At 71.8% G+C, this 15,101-nt stretch carries 12 protein-coding genes and 2 pseudogenes; 9 read left to right on the forward strand and 5 right to left on the reverse strand.

Features of this window, described 5'->3' with window-relative positions; genetic code table 11:
• Positions 1 to 108 precede the first annotated feature (108 nt).
• The 4 genes from ACFYQA_RS27770 to ACFYQA_RS27785 all read right to left on the reverse strand — a co-directional run bounded on the left by ACFYQA_RS27770 (position 109) and on the right by ACFYQA_RS27785 (position 3,589).
• A complete protein-coding gene (locus ACFYQA_RS27770; protein ID WP_332431850.1) occupies positions 109 to 786 on the reverse strand; it encodes a GntR family transcriptional regulator in 678 nt (225 codons plus the stop codon).
• Between the two features lie 197 nt (positions 787 to 983).
• On the reverse strand, positions 984 to 1,931 hold the full coding sequence (locus ACFYQA_RS27775; protein WP_388923288.1) for a beta-ketoacyl-ACP synthase III: 948 nt from the start codon (positions 1,929 to 1,931) through the stop codon (positions 984 to 986).
• Positions 1,932 to 2,121: 190 nt separating this feature from the next.
• The gene (locus ACFYQA_RS27780) at positions 2,122 to 2,277 is read right to left on the reverse strand and encodes a hypothetical protein (protein WP_388923291.1); all 156 of its coding nucleotides are present in this window, start codon (positions 2,275 to 2,277) and stop codon (positions 2,122 to 2,124) included.
• On the reverse strand, positions 2,246 to 3,589 hold the full coding sequence (locus ACFYQA_RS27785; RefSeq protein ID WP_388923294.1) for an OFA family MFS transporter: 1,344 nt from the start codon (positions 3,587 to 3,589) through the stop codon (positions 2,246 to 2,248). The genes ACFYQA_RS27780 and ACFYQA_RS27785 overlap by 32 nt, the downstream gene beginning before the upstream one ends.
• A 288-nt stretch (positions 3,590 to 3,877) precedes the next feature.
• Between ACFYQA_RS27785 and ACFYQA_RS27790 the strand changes: the two genes are divergently transcribed.
• The 6 genes and pseudogenes from ACFYQA_RS27790 to ACFYQA_RS27815 form a co-directional block, all read left to right on the forward strand.
• Positions 3,878 to 4,849, forward strand: a complete 972-nt coding sequence (locus tag ACFYQA_RS27790) for a 2-dehydropantoate 2-reductase (RefSeq protein WP_388923297.1) — start codon at positions 3,878 to 3,880, stop codon at positions 4,847 to 4,849.
• The gene (locus tag ACFYQA_RS27795) at positions 4,846 to 6,834 is read left to right on the forward strand and encodes a molybdopterin oxidoreductase family protein (RefSeq protein WP_388923300.1); all 1,989 of its coding nucleotides are present in this window, start codon (positions 4,846 to 4,848) and stop codon (positions 6,832 to 6,834) included. The genes ACFYQA_RS27790 and ACFYQA_RS27795 overlap by 4 nt, the downstream gene beginning before the upstream one ends.
• A 5-nt stretch (positions 6,835 to 6,839) precedes the next feature.
• Complete coding sequence (locus ACFYQA_RS27800) at positions 6,840 to 8,690, forward strand: NAD(P)H-dependent oxidoreductase subunit E (RefSeq protein WP_388923316.1); 1,851 nt, start codon at positions 6,840 to 6,842, stop codon at positions 8,688 to 8,690.
• Entirely contained in the window at positions 8,687 to 9,547 is an 861-nt protein-coding gene (locus ACFYQA_RS27805; RefSeq protein ID WP_388923302.1) for a 2Fe-2S iron-sulfur cluster-binding protein, read from the forward strand. Before ACFYQA_RS27800 ends, ACFYQA_RS27805 begins: the two co-directional genes overlap by 4 nt.
• 26 nt (positions 9,548 to 9,573) lie before the next feature.
• Positions 9,574 to 10,422, forward strand: a complete 849-nt coding sequence (gene fdhD / locus ACFYQA_RS27810) for a formate dehydrogenase accessory sulfurtransferase FdhD (protein ID WP_388923305.1) — start codon at positions 9,574 to 9,576, stop codon at positions 10,420 to 10,422.
• A gap of 133 nt (positions 10,423 to 10,555) precedes the next feature.
• Positions 10,556 to 10,969 (forward strand): annotated as a pseudogene (locus ACFYQA_RS27815) (hypothetical protein); the annotation flags it as partial.
• Here ACFYQA_RS27815 and ACFYQA_RS27820 read toward each other — a convergent pair.
• Positions 10,905 to 11,978, reverse strand: a complete 1,074-nt coding sequence (locus ACFYQA_RS27820) for a bile acid:sodium symporter family protein (protein WP_388923319.1) — start codon at positions 11,976 to 11,978, stop codon at positions 10,905 to 10,907. The pseudogene ACFYQA_RS27815 and the gene ACFYQA_RS27820 overlap by 65 nt on opposite strands.
• A 218-nt stretch (positions 11,979 to 12,196) precedes the next feature.
• On the opposite strand from ACFYQA_RS27820, the gene ACFYQA_RS27825 reads away from it, so the two are divergent.
• The 3 genes and pseudogenes from ACFYQA_RS27825 (at position 12,197) to ACFYQA_RS27835 (ending at position 14,908) form a co-directional block, all read left to right on the forward strand.
• A complete protein-coding gene (locus tag ACFYQA_RS27825) occupies positions 12,197 to 13,075 on the forward strand; it encodes a LysR family transcriptional regulator (protein ID WP_388923322.1) in 879 nt (292 codons plus the stop codon).
• Between the two features lie 220 nt (positions 13,076 to 13,295).
• Positions 13,296 to 13,943 (forward strand): annotated as a pseudogene (locus ACFYQA_RS27830) (long-chain fatty acid--CoA ligase); the annotation flags it as partial.
• Between the two features lie 143 nt (positions 13,944 to 14,086).
• Positions 14,087 to 14,908 (forward strand): aldo/keto reductase, encoded by an 822-nt coding sequence (locus ACFYQA_RS27835; RefSeq protein ID WP_388923325.1) that lies wholly within the window; start codon positions 14,087 to 14,089, stop codon positions 14,906 to 14,908.
• The last annotated feature ends 193 nt before the right edge of the window (positions 14,909 to 15,101 follow it).

Below are 15,101 nucleotides of genomic sequence, written 5' to 3' on the forward strand. Positions count from 1 at the left end.
GCAGCGGCTGCCGGAGGTGGGAAGAAGTCGCGCAGGAATTGCCCCCTACTTTTTCCACTCACAGGACAAAGGGGCCGACGCGGAGCCGCTTCCCCCGGGTACCTGCCGTCAGGACTTCGCCTGTTCGAGGTACGAGCGCCGGGTGTGCTCGGTGTGTTCGCGCATGAGCCGCTCGGCCAGCCGCTCGTCCCGGTTCACGATCGCGGTGATGAGGTCGCGGTGCTCGGCCCAGGACTTCCCGCCACGCTGCCGGGCGACAGGCGTGTGGTACCAGCGCACACGGCGGCCGACCTGAGCGGCGAGTTCGGCGAGGACGGCGTTGCCGGCCAGCTCCATGATCTTGGCGTGGAAGCGGGCGTTGAGGGCGACGGCCTCGTCCACGTCGTCGGAGGCGACGGCCCGCAGACCCAGTGCCACGATCTCGTCCAGGGCCTCGATGCCCGCGCTGTCGGCGTTGAGCGCGGCGAGCCGGGCGGCCTCGGCCTCCAGCAGCGTGCGGACGGTGAGGAGCTGGTCGGCCTCCGCCTCCGTCGGCTCGTGCACGAACGCACCCTGGGCGGGGCGCAGATCGACCCACCCCTCGGTGTTCAGCCGCTGGAGCGCCTCGCGCACGGGCTGCCGGGAGACGCCGAGGTGGCCGGCGAGTTCACTCTCGACCAGATGCTGGCCGGGCCGGAGAGCACGGGTGGTGATGAGTTCGAGCAGTGCCTCGTAGACACGGTCGCGCAGCGGGCCCGGGCGTTCGAGCTTGGGCACCGCCCCCTGGGGCAGTCCGGTCGACAGCATCGCGGTCCCCCTCCTCGGCAGCCCCCGCCCGGCCGCACGGCCGGTCGTACGGCACCGCCAGTAGTGATTGTCTTTCGTCTACAGTCTACGGCGCGCAGATGCCAGGGAGAGGGGGAGTCGACCGCGTCACACCCGTACGAGGGACTCCGCCCGAGGGGTTGTCAGGGCACGGGGGGCTGCCAGGGCACGGGGGGCTGTCAGGGGCAGCGGACGACCTGCCCCGCGTACGAGAGGTTTCCGCCGAAGCCGAACAGCAGGACCGGGTCGCCGGACGACACCTCGCCCCGCTCGACGAGCTTGGAGAAGGCGAGCGGGATGCTCGCGGCCGAGGTGTTGCCCGACTCGGTGACGTCCCGGGCGACGACCGCGTTGACCGCGCCGATCTTGAGCGCGAGGGGCTCGATGATCCGCAGGTTGGCCTGGTGCAGTACGACCGCGGCGAGGTCCTCCGGCGCGAACCCCGCCTTCTCGCAGGCCTGGCGGGCGATGGACGGCAGCCGCGTGGTCGCCCAGCGGTACACGCTCTGGCCCTCCTGCGCGAACCGCGGCGGCGTCCCCTCGATCCGCACCGCGTGGCCCATCTCCGGCACCGAGCCCCACAGCACGGGCCCGATCCCGGGCTCCTCGGGGGTCTCGGTCGCCTCGACGACCGCGGCGCCCGCCCCGTCGCCGAGGAGTACGCAGGTGGTGCGGTCGGTCCAGTCGGCGACCTCGGACATCTTGTCGGCGCCGATCACCAGCGCGCGGCGCGCGGATCCGGCCCGTACCGCGTGATCGGCGGTGGCGAGCGCGTGGGTGAACCCGGCGCACACCACGTTGACGTCCATCGCGGCGGGGCCGGGAACGCCGAGGCGTGCGGCGACCCGGGCCGCCATGTTGGGCGAGCGGTCGATCGCGGTGGAGGTGGCGACCAGCACCAGGTCGATGTCGGCGGGAGTGCGGCCGGCCGCCGCCAGCGCCTTGGCCGCGGCGTGCGCGGCCAGCTCGTCGACGGGCTCCTCCGGGCCCGCGATGTGACGGGTGCGGATGCCGACCCGGCTCGTGATCCACTCGTCGCTGGTGTCGACCATGCCCGCCAGGTCCTCGTTGGTGAGCACCCGGGCGGGCTGGTAGTGGCCGACGGCGGCGATGCGCGAGCCGATCATGGATGGGTCCCCCTCGTGTGGCGGTTGCGGGATTCACCAGTCTGATCAGTGACCCACGGGTACGCCGACAGGTGATACGACAGGATTCGGGAGCCGGGCTTGTCGGCTTCGGTCAGGCCCGCGGACGCCGGGAGGCGCTCTTCGACGCGTCCCGCGGGTGCGCCCGGACGTCCGCGCCCGGGGCCGGCCGTCATCCGGTGAACAGTTGGGTCGCCTTCCGTACGAGTTCGTACAGGCCGTAGGCGAGGGGAACGCCCACCCACAGCCAGGCGAAGACGATCAGCCCGCGGCGGTCGGGGCCCGCCGCGGCCGCGTCAGGCGGACTCGTGCTGTTCTCGCCGCTCATCGGCGGCCTCCTTCGTCTCGTCGGGGCGGGACACGTGGTGCCGGGGGTGCACGGGACGGACGAGCTCGTTGGCGACGAAGCCGACCACCAGCAGCCCGATCATGATCATGAAGGACAGTCCGTACAGCGCCGAGCCGTGCCGGCCCGCCTCCTCCTGCCGGTCGGCGACCCAGTTCACGATGAGCGGACCGAGCACACCGGCCGTGGACCACGCGGTGAGCAGCCGCCCGTGGATGGCGCCGACCTGATGGGTGCCGAAGAGGTCCTTCAGATAGGCCGGGGCGGTCGCGAAACCGCCTCCGTAGAAGGAGAGGATCACCAGCGCGCACAGGACGAACAGCGGCTTGGAGGAGTCCCCGAACATCGCGATCAGGGCGTACATCAGGGCGCCGACGCCCAGGTAGAGGCGGTAGACGTTCTTGCGGCCGATCAGGTCGGAGGTGGAGGACCAGCCGATGCGGCCCGCCATGTTCGCCGCCGACAGCAGGGCGACGAAGCCGGCGGCGGCGGTCACCGACACCGGCGCGGAGGTGCCCGCGAAGAAGTCGGTGATCATCGGGGCGGCCTTCTCCAGGATCCCGATGCCCGCGGTGACGTTCGTGCAGAGCGCCAGCCACAACAGCCAGAACTGCGGGGTGCGCAGGGCGCCGCGGGCCGAGACCTGCGGTCCGGTGAGGGCGGCGGCGGGAGCACCGGCCGTCGGCCGGGCGGGGCGGGGCACCCGCACCAGCAGGACGCCGAGCAGCATGAACACGGCGTACGTCAGTCCGTGCACGAGGAAGGCGAGCGCGATGCCGGTGTTGTCCCTGCCGAAGGACTCGAGCATCTGCGCCGACCACGGCGAGGCGATCAGCGCACCGCCGCCGAAACCCATGATCGCGATGCCGGTGGCCATGCCGGGCCGGTCCGGGAACCACTTGATCAGAGTGGAAACGGGCGAGATGTAGCCGATGCCCAGGCCGATGCCGCCCGCGAAGCCGTAGCCGAAGACGATCAGCCAGTACTGCTCGGTGGCCGCGCCGAGGGCGGAGAGCAGGAAGCCGGAGGAGAAGCAGACCAGGGCGACGGTCATCGCCCAGCGCGGCCCCTTGCGTTCCACGAGGGTGCCGCCGAAGGCGGCGGACAGGCCGAGCATGACGATGCCGAGCTGGAACGGCAGGGCGCTCTGGGTGCCGCTGAGGCCGAGCGCGGATTCGAGCGGCGGTTTGAACACGCTCCATGCGTAGGCCTGGCCGATGGAGAGGTGGACTGCGAGAGCGGCGGGCGGTACGAGCCAGCGGCTCCAGCCCGGGGGTGCGACGGGAGGACTCATGGAACCCGGACGGTAGGGAGAGGGCCCGGGGGTTGAAAACCCCGTGGGTCGACCGTATGCGGTGAACGGTATGCAGTCTGCGACGAACGGTCGGACCGACCGGGTTCCTTCAACGGGTGACCGGCAGGGCGGCGGGGCCGAGTGGCGGACCGCGCGCAGCAGACCGTACGCGAACCCTTGCTGCACCCTCTTCCATACTGTAGACAATATTTCGTCGACATGATGCGGAATCCGATCCGTCGGCAGCCACCTCCGCGGTACTCCCTCGACCGAACGGAGCGTTCCCCAGTGAAAGTGGCAGTTCTCGGCGCCGGGGCCATCGGTGCCTACGTCGGCGCCGCGCTCCATCGCGCGGGTGCCGATGTGCACCTCGTCGCCCGTGGACCGCATCTGGCGGCCATGAGGCAGTACGGCGTGCGGGTGTTCAGCCCACGCGGCGACTTCACCGCCCGCCCCCACGCGACCGACGACCCGGCCGAGGTCGGCCCGGTCGACTACGTCTTCCTCGGCCTCAAGGCCAACGCGTACGCGGCGTGCGGGCCGCTGATCGCACCCCTGTTGCACGACACCACGGCGGTCGTGGCCGCCCAGAACGGCATCCCCTGGTGGTACTTCCACCGGCACGGCGGCCCTCACGACGGTCACCGTCTCGAGAGTGTGGACCCCGGTGGCGCGGTCGGTGCGGTGCTCGCGCCCGAGCGGGCGATCGGCTGTGTCGTCTACGCGGCCACCGAGCTCGAAGGGCCGGGCGTGGTACGGCACTTGGAGGGCACCCGGTTCTCGGTCGGGGAGCCCGACCGCAGTGTCTCCGCGCGCTGTCTCGCGTTCAGCGGGGCGATGGTGGACGGCGGGCTGAAGTGCCCGGTGGAGCCGGAACTGCGCGGCGACATCTGGGTCAAGCTGCTCGGCAACATCTCCTTCAACCCGATCAGCGCCCTCGCCCGCGCGACCATGCGGCAGATGTGTCTGCACGGCGGCACCCGCAGGGTCATCGAGATCATGATGCACGAGACGCTCGCGGTCGCCCGTGCCCTGGGCTGTGAGGTCGGCGTGTCCGTGGAGCGCCGGCTGGCCGGTGCCGAGCGCGTCGGCGACCACCGCACGTCCACGCTCCAGGATCTGGAGCGCGGCAGACCGCTCGAGCTCGACGTACTGCTCGCCGCCGTCGTCGAGCTGGCGGAGATCACCGGCGTGGAGGTGCCCACCCTGCGCACCGTGCACGCCCTCTCGGACCTGCTCGCGTTGAGGAGCGCCGCATGAAGAGCACCAGGAAACGCGACCGGAGCCCGAAGACCTACACCCGGCTCACCCATCCGCTGGTCCGTGATTCACGGGACGAGCCGTTCCGGCGGGCGACCTGGGAGGAGGCCCTGGACCGGGCCGCCCGGGGACTCGGCGCCGCGCGTGGCGCGTTCGGGATGTTCTCCTGTGCCCGCGCGACGAACGAGATGAACTACGTGGCCCAGAAGTTCGCCCGGGTCGTGATGGGCACCCACAACGTCGACTCCTGCAACCGCACCTGTCACGCCCCGTCCGTGGCCGGGCTGTCGGCGGCCTTCGGCTCCGGCGGAGGGACGTCGTCGTACGAGGAGATCGAGCACACGGACCTCATCGTGATGTGGGGTTCCAACGCCCGCTTCGCACACCCCATTTTCTTCCAGCACGTACTGAAGGGCATCCACAACGGCGCCCGGATGTACGCGGTCGATCCGCGGCGGACGTCGACCGCCGAGTGGGCGGAGAGCTGGCTCGGGCTGAACGTCGGCACGGACATCCCGATGGCGCACGCGATCGGCCGTGAGATCATCCACGCCGGTCTGGTCAACGAGGCGTTCGTCCGGCGGGCGACCACCGGCTTCGAGGAGTACCGGGAACTCGTCGAACCGTGGACGCTGTCCCTCGCCGAGAAGGTGACGGGCGTCCCGGCGGCCGCCATACGGGAGTTGGCGCATGCCTATGCCCGGGCCGAGCGCGCCCAGCTGTGCTGGACCCTCGGTATCACCGAGCACCACAACGGCACCGACAACGTCCGCGCCCTGATCAACCTGTCCCTGCTCACCGGCCAGGTCGGCCGCTACGGTGCCGGGATGCAGCCGCTGCGCGGCCAGAACAACGTGCAGGGCGGCGGCGACATGGGGGCGATCCCCAACCGGCTGCCCGGATTCCAGGACATCCTCGACCCGGCGGTCCGGCTGAAGTTCGAGTCCGCCTGGGACACCGTCCTCCAGCCACGTCACGGGATGACCCTGACGGAGATGTTCGAGGCGATGGAGGACGGTTCGCTGCGGGCCGTCTACTGCATCGGTGAGAACCCGGCGCAGTCCGAGGCGGACAGCGACCAGGCGGTACGGCGCCTCGGCGAGCTGGACTTCCTGGTGGTGCAGGACATCTTCCTGACGAAGACCGCCGAACTCGCGGACGTGGTGCTGCCGGCGACGGCCGGGTGGGCGGAGACCGAGGGCACCACCACCAACAGCGAACGCCGGGTGCAGCGCGTCCGCAGGGCGCTCACCCCGCCCGGAGAGGCACGCGAGGACATCGACATCCTGTGCGATCTCGCCGCCCGCCTCGGTCACGACTGGAAGTACGCGGACGCCGAGGCCGTCTGGAACGAGCTCCGGTCGCTCTCCCCCGACCACCACGGCATGACCTACGGGCGGCTGGAGGAGCACCAGGGCATCCAGTGGCCGTGCCCGAGCACCGGGTCTCTCGAACCGCCTTATCTGCACGGCAGGTTGTGGGAACCGGATGCACGGCGGCGGGGCAGGCCCGCGCCGTTCGGGATCGTGCAGCACGATCCGCCGGTCGACCTCACCGACGAGGAGTTCCCGATCCGGCTCACCACGGGACGACGGCTCGACTCCTACAACACCGGCGTCCAGAGCGGTGGTTACTCATCACCACTGCGACGCGGCGAGTCCGTCGAGCTGTGTCCCGAGGACGCGGAGCACTACGGGGTGGTGGTCGGCGAGAAGGTGCGGGTGACCTCACGGCGCGGATCGGTTCTCGCACCGGTGTGGGTGGACACCGCGCTGCGGCCGGGCCTGGCGTTCATGACATTCCACTTTCCCGACGAGGTGGACACCAACAAGCTGACGATCGAGGCGAACTGCCCGATCGCGGGGACGGCGGAGTTCAAGGCGTCGGCGATCCGGATCGAGAGGCTTCCGGCTCCCGGCCACGCGAACCGTCCGGACTATCCGACCCATCCGGCCCATGGGGGCCATGGGCCCCAGGTGAGGTGACGCAAGTGGACCTGCGCTTCGGTGACAGCAAACCGACGGACGAGGAGCGGGCGGCGGTCGACGCGCTGCTCGGTCCTCCCGAGTCCTCGTGGGAGGGCGCCGACCGTACCGACGCCGATCTGAGGTGGGCCCGGGGCGGGCAAAAGGCCCGGGACCGCCGTGACCTGCTGCTGCCGGGGCTGCACGCGGTCAACGACCGGGTGGGCTGGATCAGCGAGGGCGCCCTGGACTACCTGTGCCGGCGGCTGACGGTGCCGCCGTCGGAGGCGTACGGGGTCGCCACGTTCTACGCGATGTTCTCGGTCCGCCCGCGCCCCGCGACGGTGCTGCACGTGTGCACCGACCTGGCGTGCGCGGCGGCCGGGGCCGGCGCCCTGTGCGCCGGGATCGAATCACGGCTCGGGACCACGCCCGGGACCGACGGCACCGGCGGCATCGGCGGGGTGAGCGTGGAGCGCAGCCCCTGTCTGGGCCTGTGCGAGCGCGCCCCGGCGGCACTGGCGATCAGGGCCGGGGACCCGGTGCGTACGGCGGTCTGCGCGCCCGCGACGGTGGAGTCCGCGGTGCTCGCGGCGACCGTGCCCGACGCGGCCCCCGACGAGCCGCCCGCCGCGATGGCCGTGCCCCAGGCGGGGGACCCCACGCTGACGCTGCTGCGCCGGGTCGGGGTGGCCGACCCGGAATCGCTGGACGACTACCGCGCCCACGGCGGTTACACGGCCCTGCGCCGGGCCTTCGCGCTGGGCCCGGCCGGGGTGATCCGGGAGGTCACCGACTCGGGTCTGGTCGGGCGGGGCGGTGCCGCCTTCCCCACCGGCCGCAAGTGGCAGGCCACGGCGTCCCAGCCGGACCGGCCGCACCATCTCGTCTGCAACGCCGACGAGTCCGAGCCCGGGACCTTCAAGGACCGGGTGATCATGGAGGGCGACCCGTACGCGCTGGTGGAGGCGATGACGATCGCCGCGTATGCGACCGGCGCCCACAGGGGATACCTCTATCTGCGCGGCGAGTACCCGCGAGCGCTGCGACGTATGCGGTATGCGATCGACCGGGCGCGGGCGCGCGGGCTGCTCGGCGACGACATCCTCGGCCAGGGTTTCGCCTTCGACATCGAGATCCGGCGCGGCGCGGGCGCCTACATCTGCGGCGAGGAGACCGCGCTGTTCAGCTCCATCGAGGGGTACCGGGGCGAGCCCCGCTCCAAGCCGCCCTTCCCGGTGGAGAAGGGCCTGTTCGGCAAGCCGACGGTGGAGAACAACGTCGAGACGCTCGTCAACGTTCTGCCCGTCCTGACGATGGGCGCCCCGGCGTACGCGGCGATCGGTACCGAACGGTCCACCGGTCCCAAGCTGTTCTGCGTCTCCGGCAGCGTCGGGCGGCCCGGCGTCTACGAGGTGCCGTTCGGCGCGACGCTGGGCGAGCTGCTGGAGCTGGCCGACGTACGGGACGGGCTGCGGGCGGTGCTGCTCGGCGGGGCGGCCGGCGGTTTCGTCCGCGCCGACGAACTCGGTGTTCCGCTCACCTTCGAAGGGACCCGTCAGGCGGGCACGACGCTCGGCTCGGGGGTCGTCATGGCCTTTGACGGCACCGTCCCGCTGCCCCGGCTGCTGCTGCGCATCGCCCAGTTCTTCCGGGACGAGTCGTGCGGGCAGTGCGTGCCGTGCCGGGTGGGGACCGTGCGCCAGGAGGAGGCGCTCACCCGGATCGTGGAGCGCACCGGAGCCGGGGCCGCCGGTGACATCGCCCTGCTGCGCGAGGTGGGCAGCGCGATGCGGGACGCCTCGATCTGCGGTCTGGGCCAGACCGCGTGGAACGCCGTGGAATCCGCCATCGACCGTCTGGGGGCCTACGAATGACCGTGACACCGCTGGGGATTCCCCGCCGCCTGCTGGAGTTCACCCTCGACGGCGAGCCGGTCCGGGCGCCCGAGGGGGCGACGATCCTGGACGCCTGCCGGGCGGCCGGGAAGGACGTGCCGACCCTGTGCGAGGGCGACACCCTGGCACCGAAGAACGCGTGCCGCGTGTGCGTGGTGGAGGTCGAGGGCGCTCGCACCCTGGTCCCGGCCTGCTCGCGCGAGGCGGAGCCGGGCATGGAGGTGCGCACCGGCACCGAACGGGTCCGGCACAGCCGCAAGATGGTCCTGGAACTGCTCGCGTCCTCCGTCGACCTGTCGACGACCCCGCGTGCCGCCGAGTGGATCAAGGAGTACGAGGCGAAGCCGGACCGCTTCGGCCCGGACGCGGCCCGCCTCGACGAGGACCCGAGGGTCGACAACGACCTGTACGTGCGCGACTACGGCAAGTGCATCCTCTGCTACAAGTGCGTGGACGCCTGTGGCGACCAGTGGCAGAACTCCTTCGCGATCTCGGTCGTGGGCCGCGGCTTCGACGCCCGGATCGCGGTCGAGCACGACGGTCCGCTGACCGAATCGGCGTGCGTGTACTGCGGGAACTGCGTCGAGGTGTGCCCGACGGGCGCGCTGTCGTTCAAGTCGGAGTTCGACATGCGTGCGGCGGGTACCTGGGACGAGTCGGCGCAGACGGAGACGACGACGGTGTGCGCGTACTGCGGTGTGGGCTGCAACCTCACCCTGCACGTGCAGGACAATGAGATCGTGAAGGTCACCTCACCGCACGACAATCCGGTGACCCACGGCAACCTGTGCATCAAGGGCCGCTTCGGCTATCAGCACGTACAGAACCGGGACTGACCAGGGACCGACCAGGAACTGGGGACATGGGGCGAGTCACAGAACGACGCAAGGTGGTCCGCATCCGGGACGGGGTGGTGTCCAGCCGCCCGGACACGCTCGTCACCGAGGAACCCCTGGAGATCCGGCTGAACGGGAAGCCGCTGGCGATCACGATGCGCACCCCGGGTGACGACTTCGCGCTGGCCGTCGGCTTCCTGGTGAGCGAGGGAGTCCTGGCGACGGCGTCCGATCTGCGGAACGTCGTGTACTGCGCGGGCGCGACCGCGGACGGGGTGAACACGTACAACGTGGTCGACGTGCAGACCACTCCCGGCGTGCGGATCCCGGACATCACGCTCGAGCGGAACGTGTACACGACCTCGTCCTGCGGTCTGTGCGGCAAGGCGAGTCTGGACGCGGTGCGCACCACGACCCGCCATCCCATCGCCGACAGCCCGCCGCTGCGCGTCACCCCGGAGCTGCTGGCCGGCCTGCCCGACCGGCTGCGCGCCTCCCAGCGGGTCTTCGACCGGACGGGCGGCCTGCACGCGGCGGCCCTGTTCGACGAGGCCGGGGAGCTGCTGGACGTGCGGGAGGACGTGGGCCGGCACAACGCGGTCGACAAGCTGGTCGGCCGCGCCCTGCAGGGCGGGGACCTGCCGCTGTCCCGGACCGTCCTGATGGTCTCCGGCCGTGCCTCCTTCGAGCTGGCGCAGAAGGCGGTCATGGCGGGCATCCCCGTGCTCGCGGCCGTCTCGGCGCCGTCCTCGCTGGCCGTGGACCTGGCGGCGGAGACGGGTCTGACGCTGGTCGGGTTCCTGCGGGGCAGCTCCATGAACGTGTACGCGGGTGAGGACCGCGTAGTCCTGAGGGCGGCGGCCGCCCAGGGCTGACCGGTCCCCCGCGGCACGGCGGCGGGGTCCCTGCCGGCGGGGAGCGCCCCCTGCGCCGCGGGGGCCCCGCCTCGAACCAACGGCCACCGCGCCATGGTGCACGCGTCGGGGCGGCAGGGAGGCAGGGGGCAGCTGGGACGGCACGGCGTGGCAGACCCGCGCCCGCCCGCGCCCGATGCTCGGGGACGGGCAGCGCACCGGTGTGGGCAGCGCCTTCTCGGTGGTACGGGAGGGCGGGACGTATGTGCTGTTCACGATGGCCACGGGCGTCAAGGGGCTGACCACGGTGGCGGCGTACTGGTCCTGCTCCCCCGCCGGGCCGTGGCACGGCCCGGCGAAGGAGTTCAGCCCCGCGCTGCCGCACGGCGGGACCGGCGCGTACAACCCGCAGACGCACCCGGAGCTGAGCGGTGACGGACGGCTGGTGCTCAGCTACGACGTGAACCTGCTCGAGCCGCCCGGCGCCGGCGCCGCCGTGATGCTCAGCCGGAACGTGTCCCTGTACCGGCCCCGGTTCGTGACGATCCGGCTGGGACCGGGACGGTGACCTCCCCGGCAACCGCCGAGGTGACCGCGTCGGGCGGGTCGACGGCGTCGTGGGAGCGGCGTTTGGCGATCACCGCGCACACCATGAGCTGCATCTGGTGGAACAGCATCAGCGGCAGCACGGCCAGCGAGGCCTGCGCACCGAACAGCACGCTCGCCATGGGCAGTCCGGCGGCCAGGGACTTCTTCGAACCGGCGAACTGGATCGCGATCCGGTCCGCCCGGCCGAACTTCAGCGCCTTGGCCCCGTACCAGGTCAGCAGCAGCATCGCGGCGAGGAGTACGGCCTCCACGGCGAGCAGTCCGCCGAGCCGGGCCGGGCTCACCTGGTGCCAGATGCCCTCGACCATGCCCTGGCTGAACGCGGTGTAGACGACGAGCAGGATCGAGCCCCGGTCGACGAGCCCGAGCACCTTGCGGTGGCGGAGGACGAACTCCCCCACCCAGCGGCGCAGCACCTGCCCGGCGACGAACGGCACCAGCAGTTGCAGCACGATCTTCGTCACCGAGCCGGCGGAGAACCCGCCGGCGCCCAGGCTCCCGTCGCCGCCTCCGCCCCCGCCGAGCAGCGCCGCCGCCAGCAGCGGGGTCGCCACGATGCCGGCCAGGGAGGAGAAGGAGCCGGCGCAGATCGCGGCGGGCACGTTGCCGCGGGCGAGGGAGGTGAAGGCGATCGACGACTGGATGGTGGACGGGACGAGGGTGAGGAAGAGCAGGCCCTGGTAGAGGGGCTCGCTCAGAATCCCGGCCGGGACGAAGCCGCGGGCGGCCAGGCCGAGCAGCGGGAAGACGACGAAGGTGCAGGCCAGGACGGTGCCGTGGAGCCGCCAGTGCCTCAGTCCGTCCAGTGCCTCACGGGTGGAGAGGCGGGCTCCGTAGAGGAAGAAGAGGAGGGCGATGGCTGCGGTGGAGGCACCGGAGGCGATGTCGGCGCCGGTGCCGCGCGCCGGGAGCAGCGCGGCCAGGCCCACCGTCCCGAGCAGGAGCAGGATGTACGGGTCGACCGGCATCCGGCTCGGCCAGTGCGGGCGTTTCACGGTGCTTCACTTGCTCCACTCACTCTGGTTCCACTGAAGGTCCACTGGGTTCCGCCGGGGCACTCCCGTACGGGCACGAGGAGCCCCTCCCCATCCTGCTCCCTCCTTCCGTGATCGGGAATCCCGCATACCGCTCTCACTGTCATCACGTACCGCGATAGCCGCGTTAGTCTGCCGGGATGGCGGACGAGATGTACGACCCGACGCAGTTGCGGACCTTCCTGTCCGTGGCGCAGACGCTGTCCTTCACGCGGGCGGCGCGCCGTCTCGGGCTGCGGCAGTCGACGGTCAGCCAGCATGTGCGGCGGCTGGAGGACGCCACCGGGCGACAGCTGTTCACCCGGGACACGCACTCGGTGGAGCTCACCGAGGACGGCGAGGCGATGCTGGGCTTCGCGCGGCGGATCCTGGACGTGCACGAGCAGGCGGCGCAGTTCTTCACCGGCACCCGGCTGCGCGGCCGGCTGCGGTTCGGCGCTTCGGAGGACTTCGTCCTGACCCGGCTGCCGGAGATCCTGGAGCGGTTCCGCTGCGAGCACCCGGAGGTCGATCTGGAGCTGACGGTCGAGCTGTCGGGCACGCTGCACGAGAAGCTGGCCGCGGGCGAACTGGACCTGGTGCTCGCGAAGCGGTGGCCGAAGGACCCGCGGGGCGAGCTGGTGTGGCACGACGAGCTGGTGTGGATCGGTGCGCAGGGGCTGCGTCTCGATGCCGGCCGGCCGGTGCCGCTGATCGTCTACCCGCCGCCGGGCATCACCCGCGAGCTCGCGCTGCGGGCGCTGGAGCGGCAGGGCCGTGAGTGGCGGATCGTCTGCACCAGCGGCAGTCTCAACGGCCTGATCGCGGCGGCCCGCGCCGGGCTCGGCGTGATGGTGCACGCGCGCGGGATGATCCCGCCGGGGCTGGTGCGGATGCCGGACCGGGCGGAGCTGCCGGAGCCGGGCCGGGTGGACTTCGTGGTGGCGCACGGCCGGCGGCGCCCCTCCGCGCAGGGCGCGGCGCACGCGCTGGCGGCGGCGGTCCTGTCGGGCGGCGACCGCCTGCACCGCACCGGCGGCCGGGCCCGCTGACCGGGGTCCGCGGCCGGGGGCCTTCTCCGACACACAGGCCCCATCATGCACACCAGACGCGCCACGCACACCATGCACATCCGGAACTCCCGCTCCGCACCCGCCGACGCACCCCGCTCCATCCGTTGGAGAGATTCGGTGGAGATCACGACGCCGAACCTTACTCAAAGGCCAGGTTTCTGTCCGGTCCTTCCCCATCTGAGCGCATTTTCCTTCGCCGGCCGGCCCGGACGACCGTACCGGCCGGTTTTCCGACCCCTCCCGCCCTCCGGCCGGTTGGGGTGAGCGTGCGTCTCGGGACGACGGCGAGGTCCGGCTCAACGGCGGCACCGTCTTCCAGGGCTGTCTCAACCGTCCCAGGGCCACCGACGAGACCCTGCGCGACGGCTGGCCGGCCACCGGCGACCTGGGCTCCCTGGACGAGGACGGCTGTCTCACCATCACCGGGCGCAAGAAGGAGATCCTGGTGGCCTCGGGCGGCAAGAGCGTCTCGCCGGGGCTGCCGGAGGAGCGGGTGCGGGACCATCCGCTGGTGAACCGGTGCATCGTCGTCGGCAACGACCGCCCGTACGTCGCCGCTCCGGTCACCCTGGACACGGAGGCGGTCGAGCACCGGCTGTCGATGCTCGGCGAGCCGAGCCTGTCACCGGCCGAACTGGTGCGGGACGCGGCGCTGGAGGCGGAGGTGCGGCGGGCGGTGGTGACGGCCAACACCCTGGTCTCACGGGCGGAGTCGATCCGGGCCTTCCGGATTCCGGCGCAGCCGTTCACCGAGAAGCACGGACTGTTCACGCCGCCGCTGAAGCTGAAGCGCAGGGCGATCGAGAAGGCCTACGAAGAAGAGGTCGAGGCGCTGTACCGCACGTGAGGTACCCGCCGCACGGCGGGGCTCCACGCCCCGGAAGTGCGCTCACGTGCACGAATTGTGCCGTCAGGAATGCATCACGGACGATGATCGTTGACCATGGGAGTTCCACCGGACCCCGACCGAAGGATCGAGAGCTCGTGAGCATGGTCCCCCCGATCACCCTGAACAACGGCGTCGCGATGCCCCAACTGGGTTTCGGCGTCTGGCAGGTACCGGACGCCGAAGCCGAGACGGCCGTCGCGGCGGCGCTGGAGGCGGGCTATCGCAGCATCGACACCGCTGCGGCGTACGGCAACGAGGAGGGCACCGGCAGAGCCGTCGCCGCCTCGGGCGTTCCCCGCGAGGACCTCTTCGTCACCACCAAGCTCTGGAACGACGCCCAGGGGTACGACGCCACCCTGCGCGGTTTCGACGCCTCCCTGTCCAAGCTCGGCCTGGACTACGTGGACCTGTACCTCATCCACTGGCCGACACCGGCCCGCGACCGCTATGTCGACACGTACCGGGCGTTCGAGAAGCTGTACGCCGAGGGCCGGGTCCGTGCCATCGGCGTGTCCAACTTCCTGCCCGAGTACCTGGAGCGCCTGCTCGAGGAGACGTCGGTCGTACCGGCCGTCAACCAGATCGAGCTGCACCCGCATCTCCAGCAGTCCGCCGCGCGGGAGTACCACGCGGAGCGGGGCATCGCCACGGAGGCATGGTCGCCGCTCGGTCAGGGCAAGGACCTGCTGGAGGTCCCGGCGATCGTGGCCATCGCCCGCAAGCACGGGCGTACCGCGGCGCAGGTCGTGCTGCGCTGGCACCTCCAGCTCGGCAACGTGGTCATCCCCAAGTCGGTGACGCCGTCGCGGATCAAGGAGAACATCGACGTGTTCGGCTTCAGCCTGGACGCGGAGGACCTCGCGGCGATCAGCGCCCTCAACGAGGACCGCCGTCTGGGCCCGGACCCGGCGACGGTGAACTGACCTCCGGGTGCCCCGGGAGCCCTGAGCCCTGGGTCTTTGGGGCGTCCCCGGTCTTCCGGGACATGGGTGCGGGGGGGGGGCCCCCCGGGGGGGGGGGGGGGCCCCCCCCCCCCCGGGGGGCCCCCCGGCGGGGGGGGGGGGGGCCCCGCGGGGGGGCGCGGGGGGGCGGGGGGGGGCGCCCGGCGGGGGCGAC

The sequence above is a fragment of the Streptomyces sp. NPDC005774 genome (assembly GCF_042871645.1).
Classification (GTDB): domain Bacteria; phylum Actinomycetota; class Actinomycetes; order Streptomycetales; family Streptomycetaceae; genus Streptomyces; species Streptomyces pratens.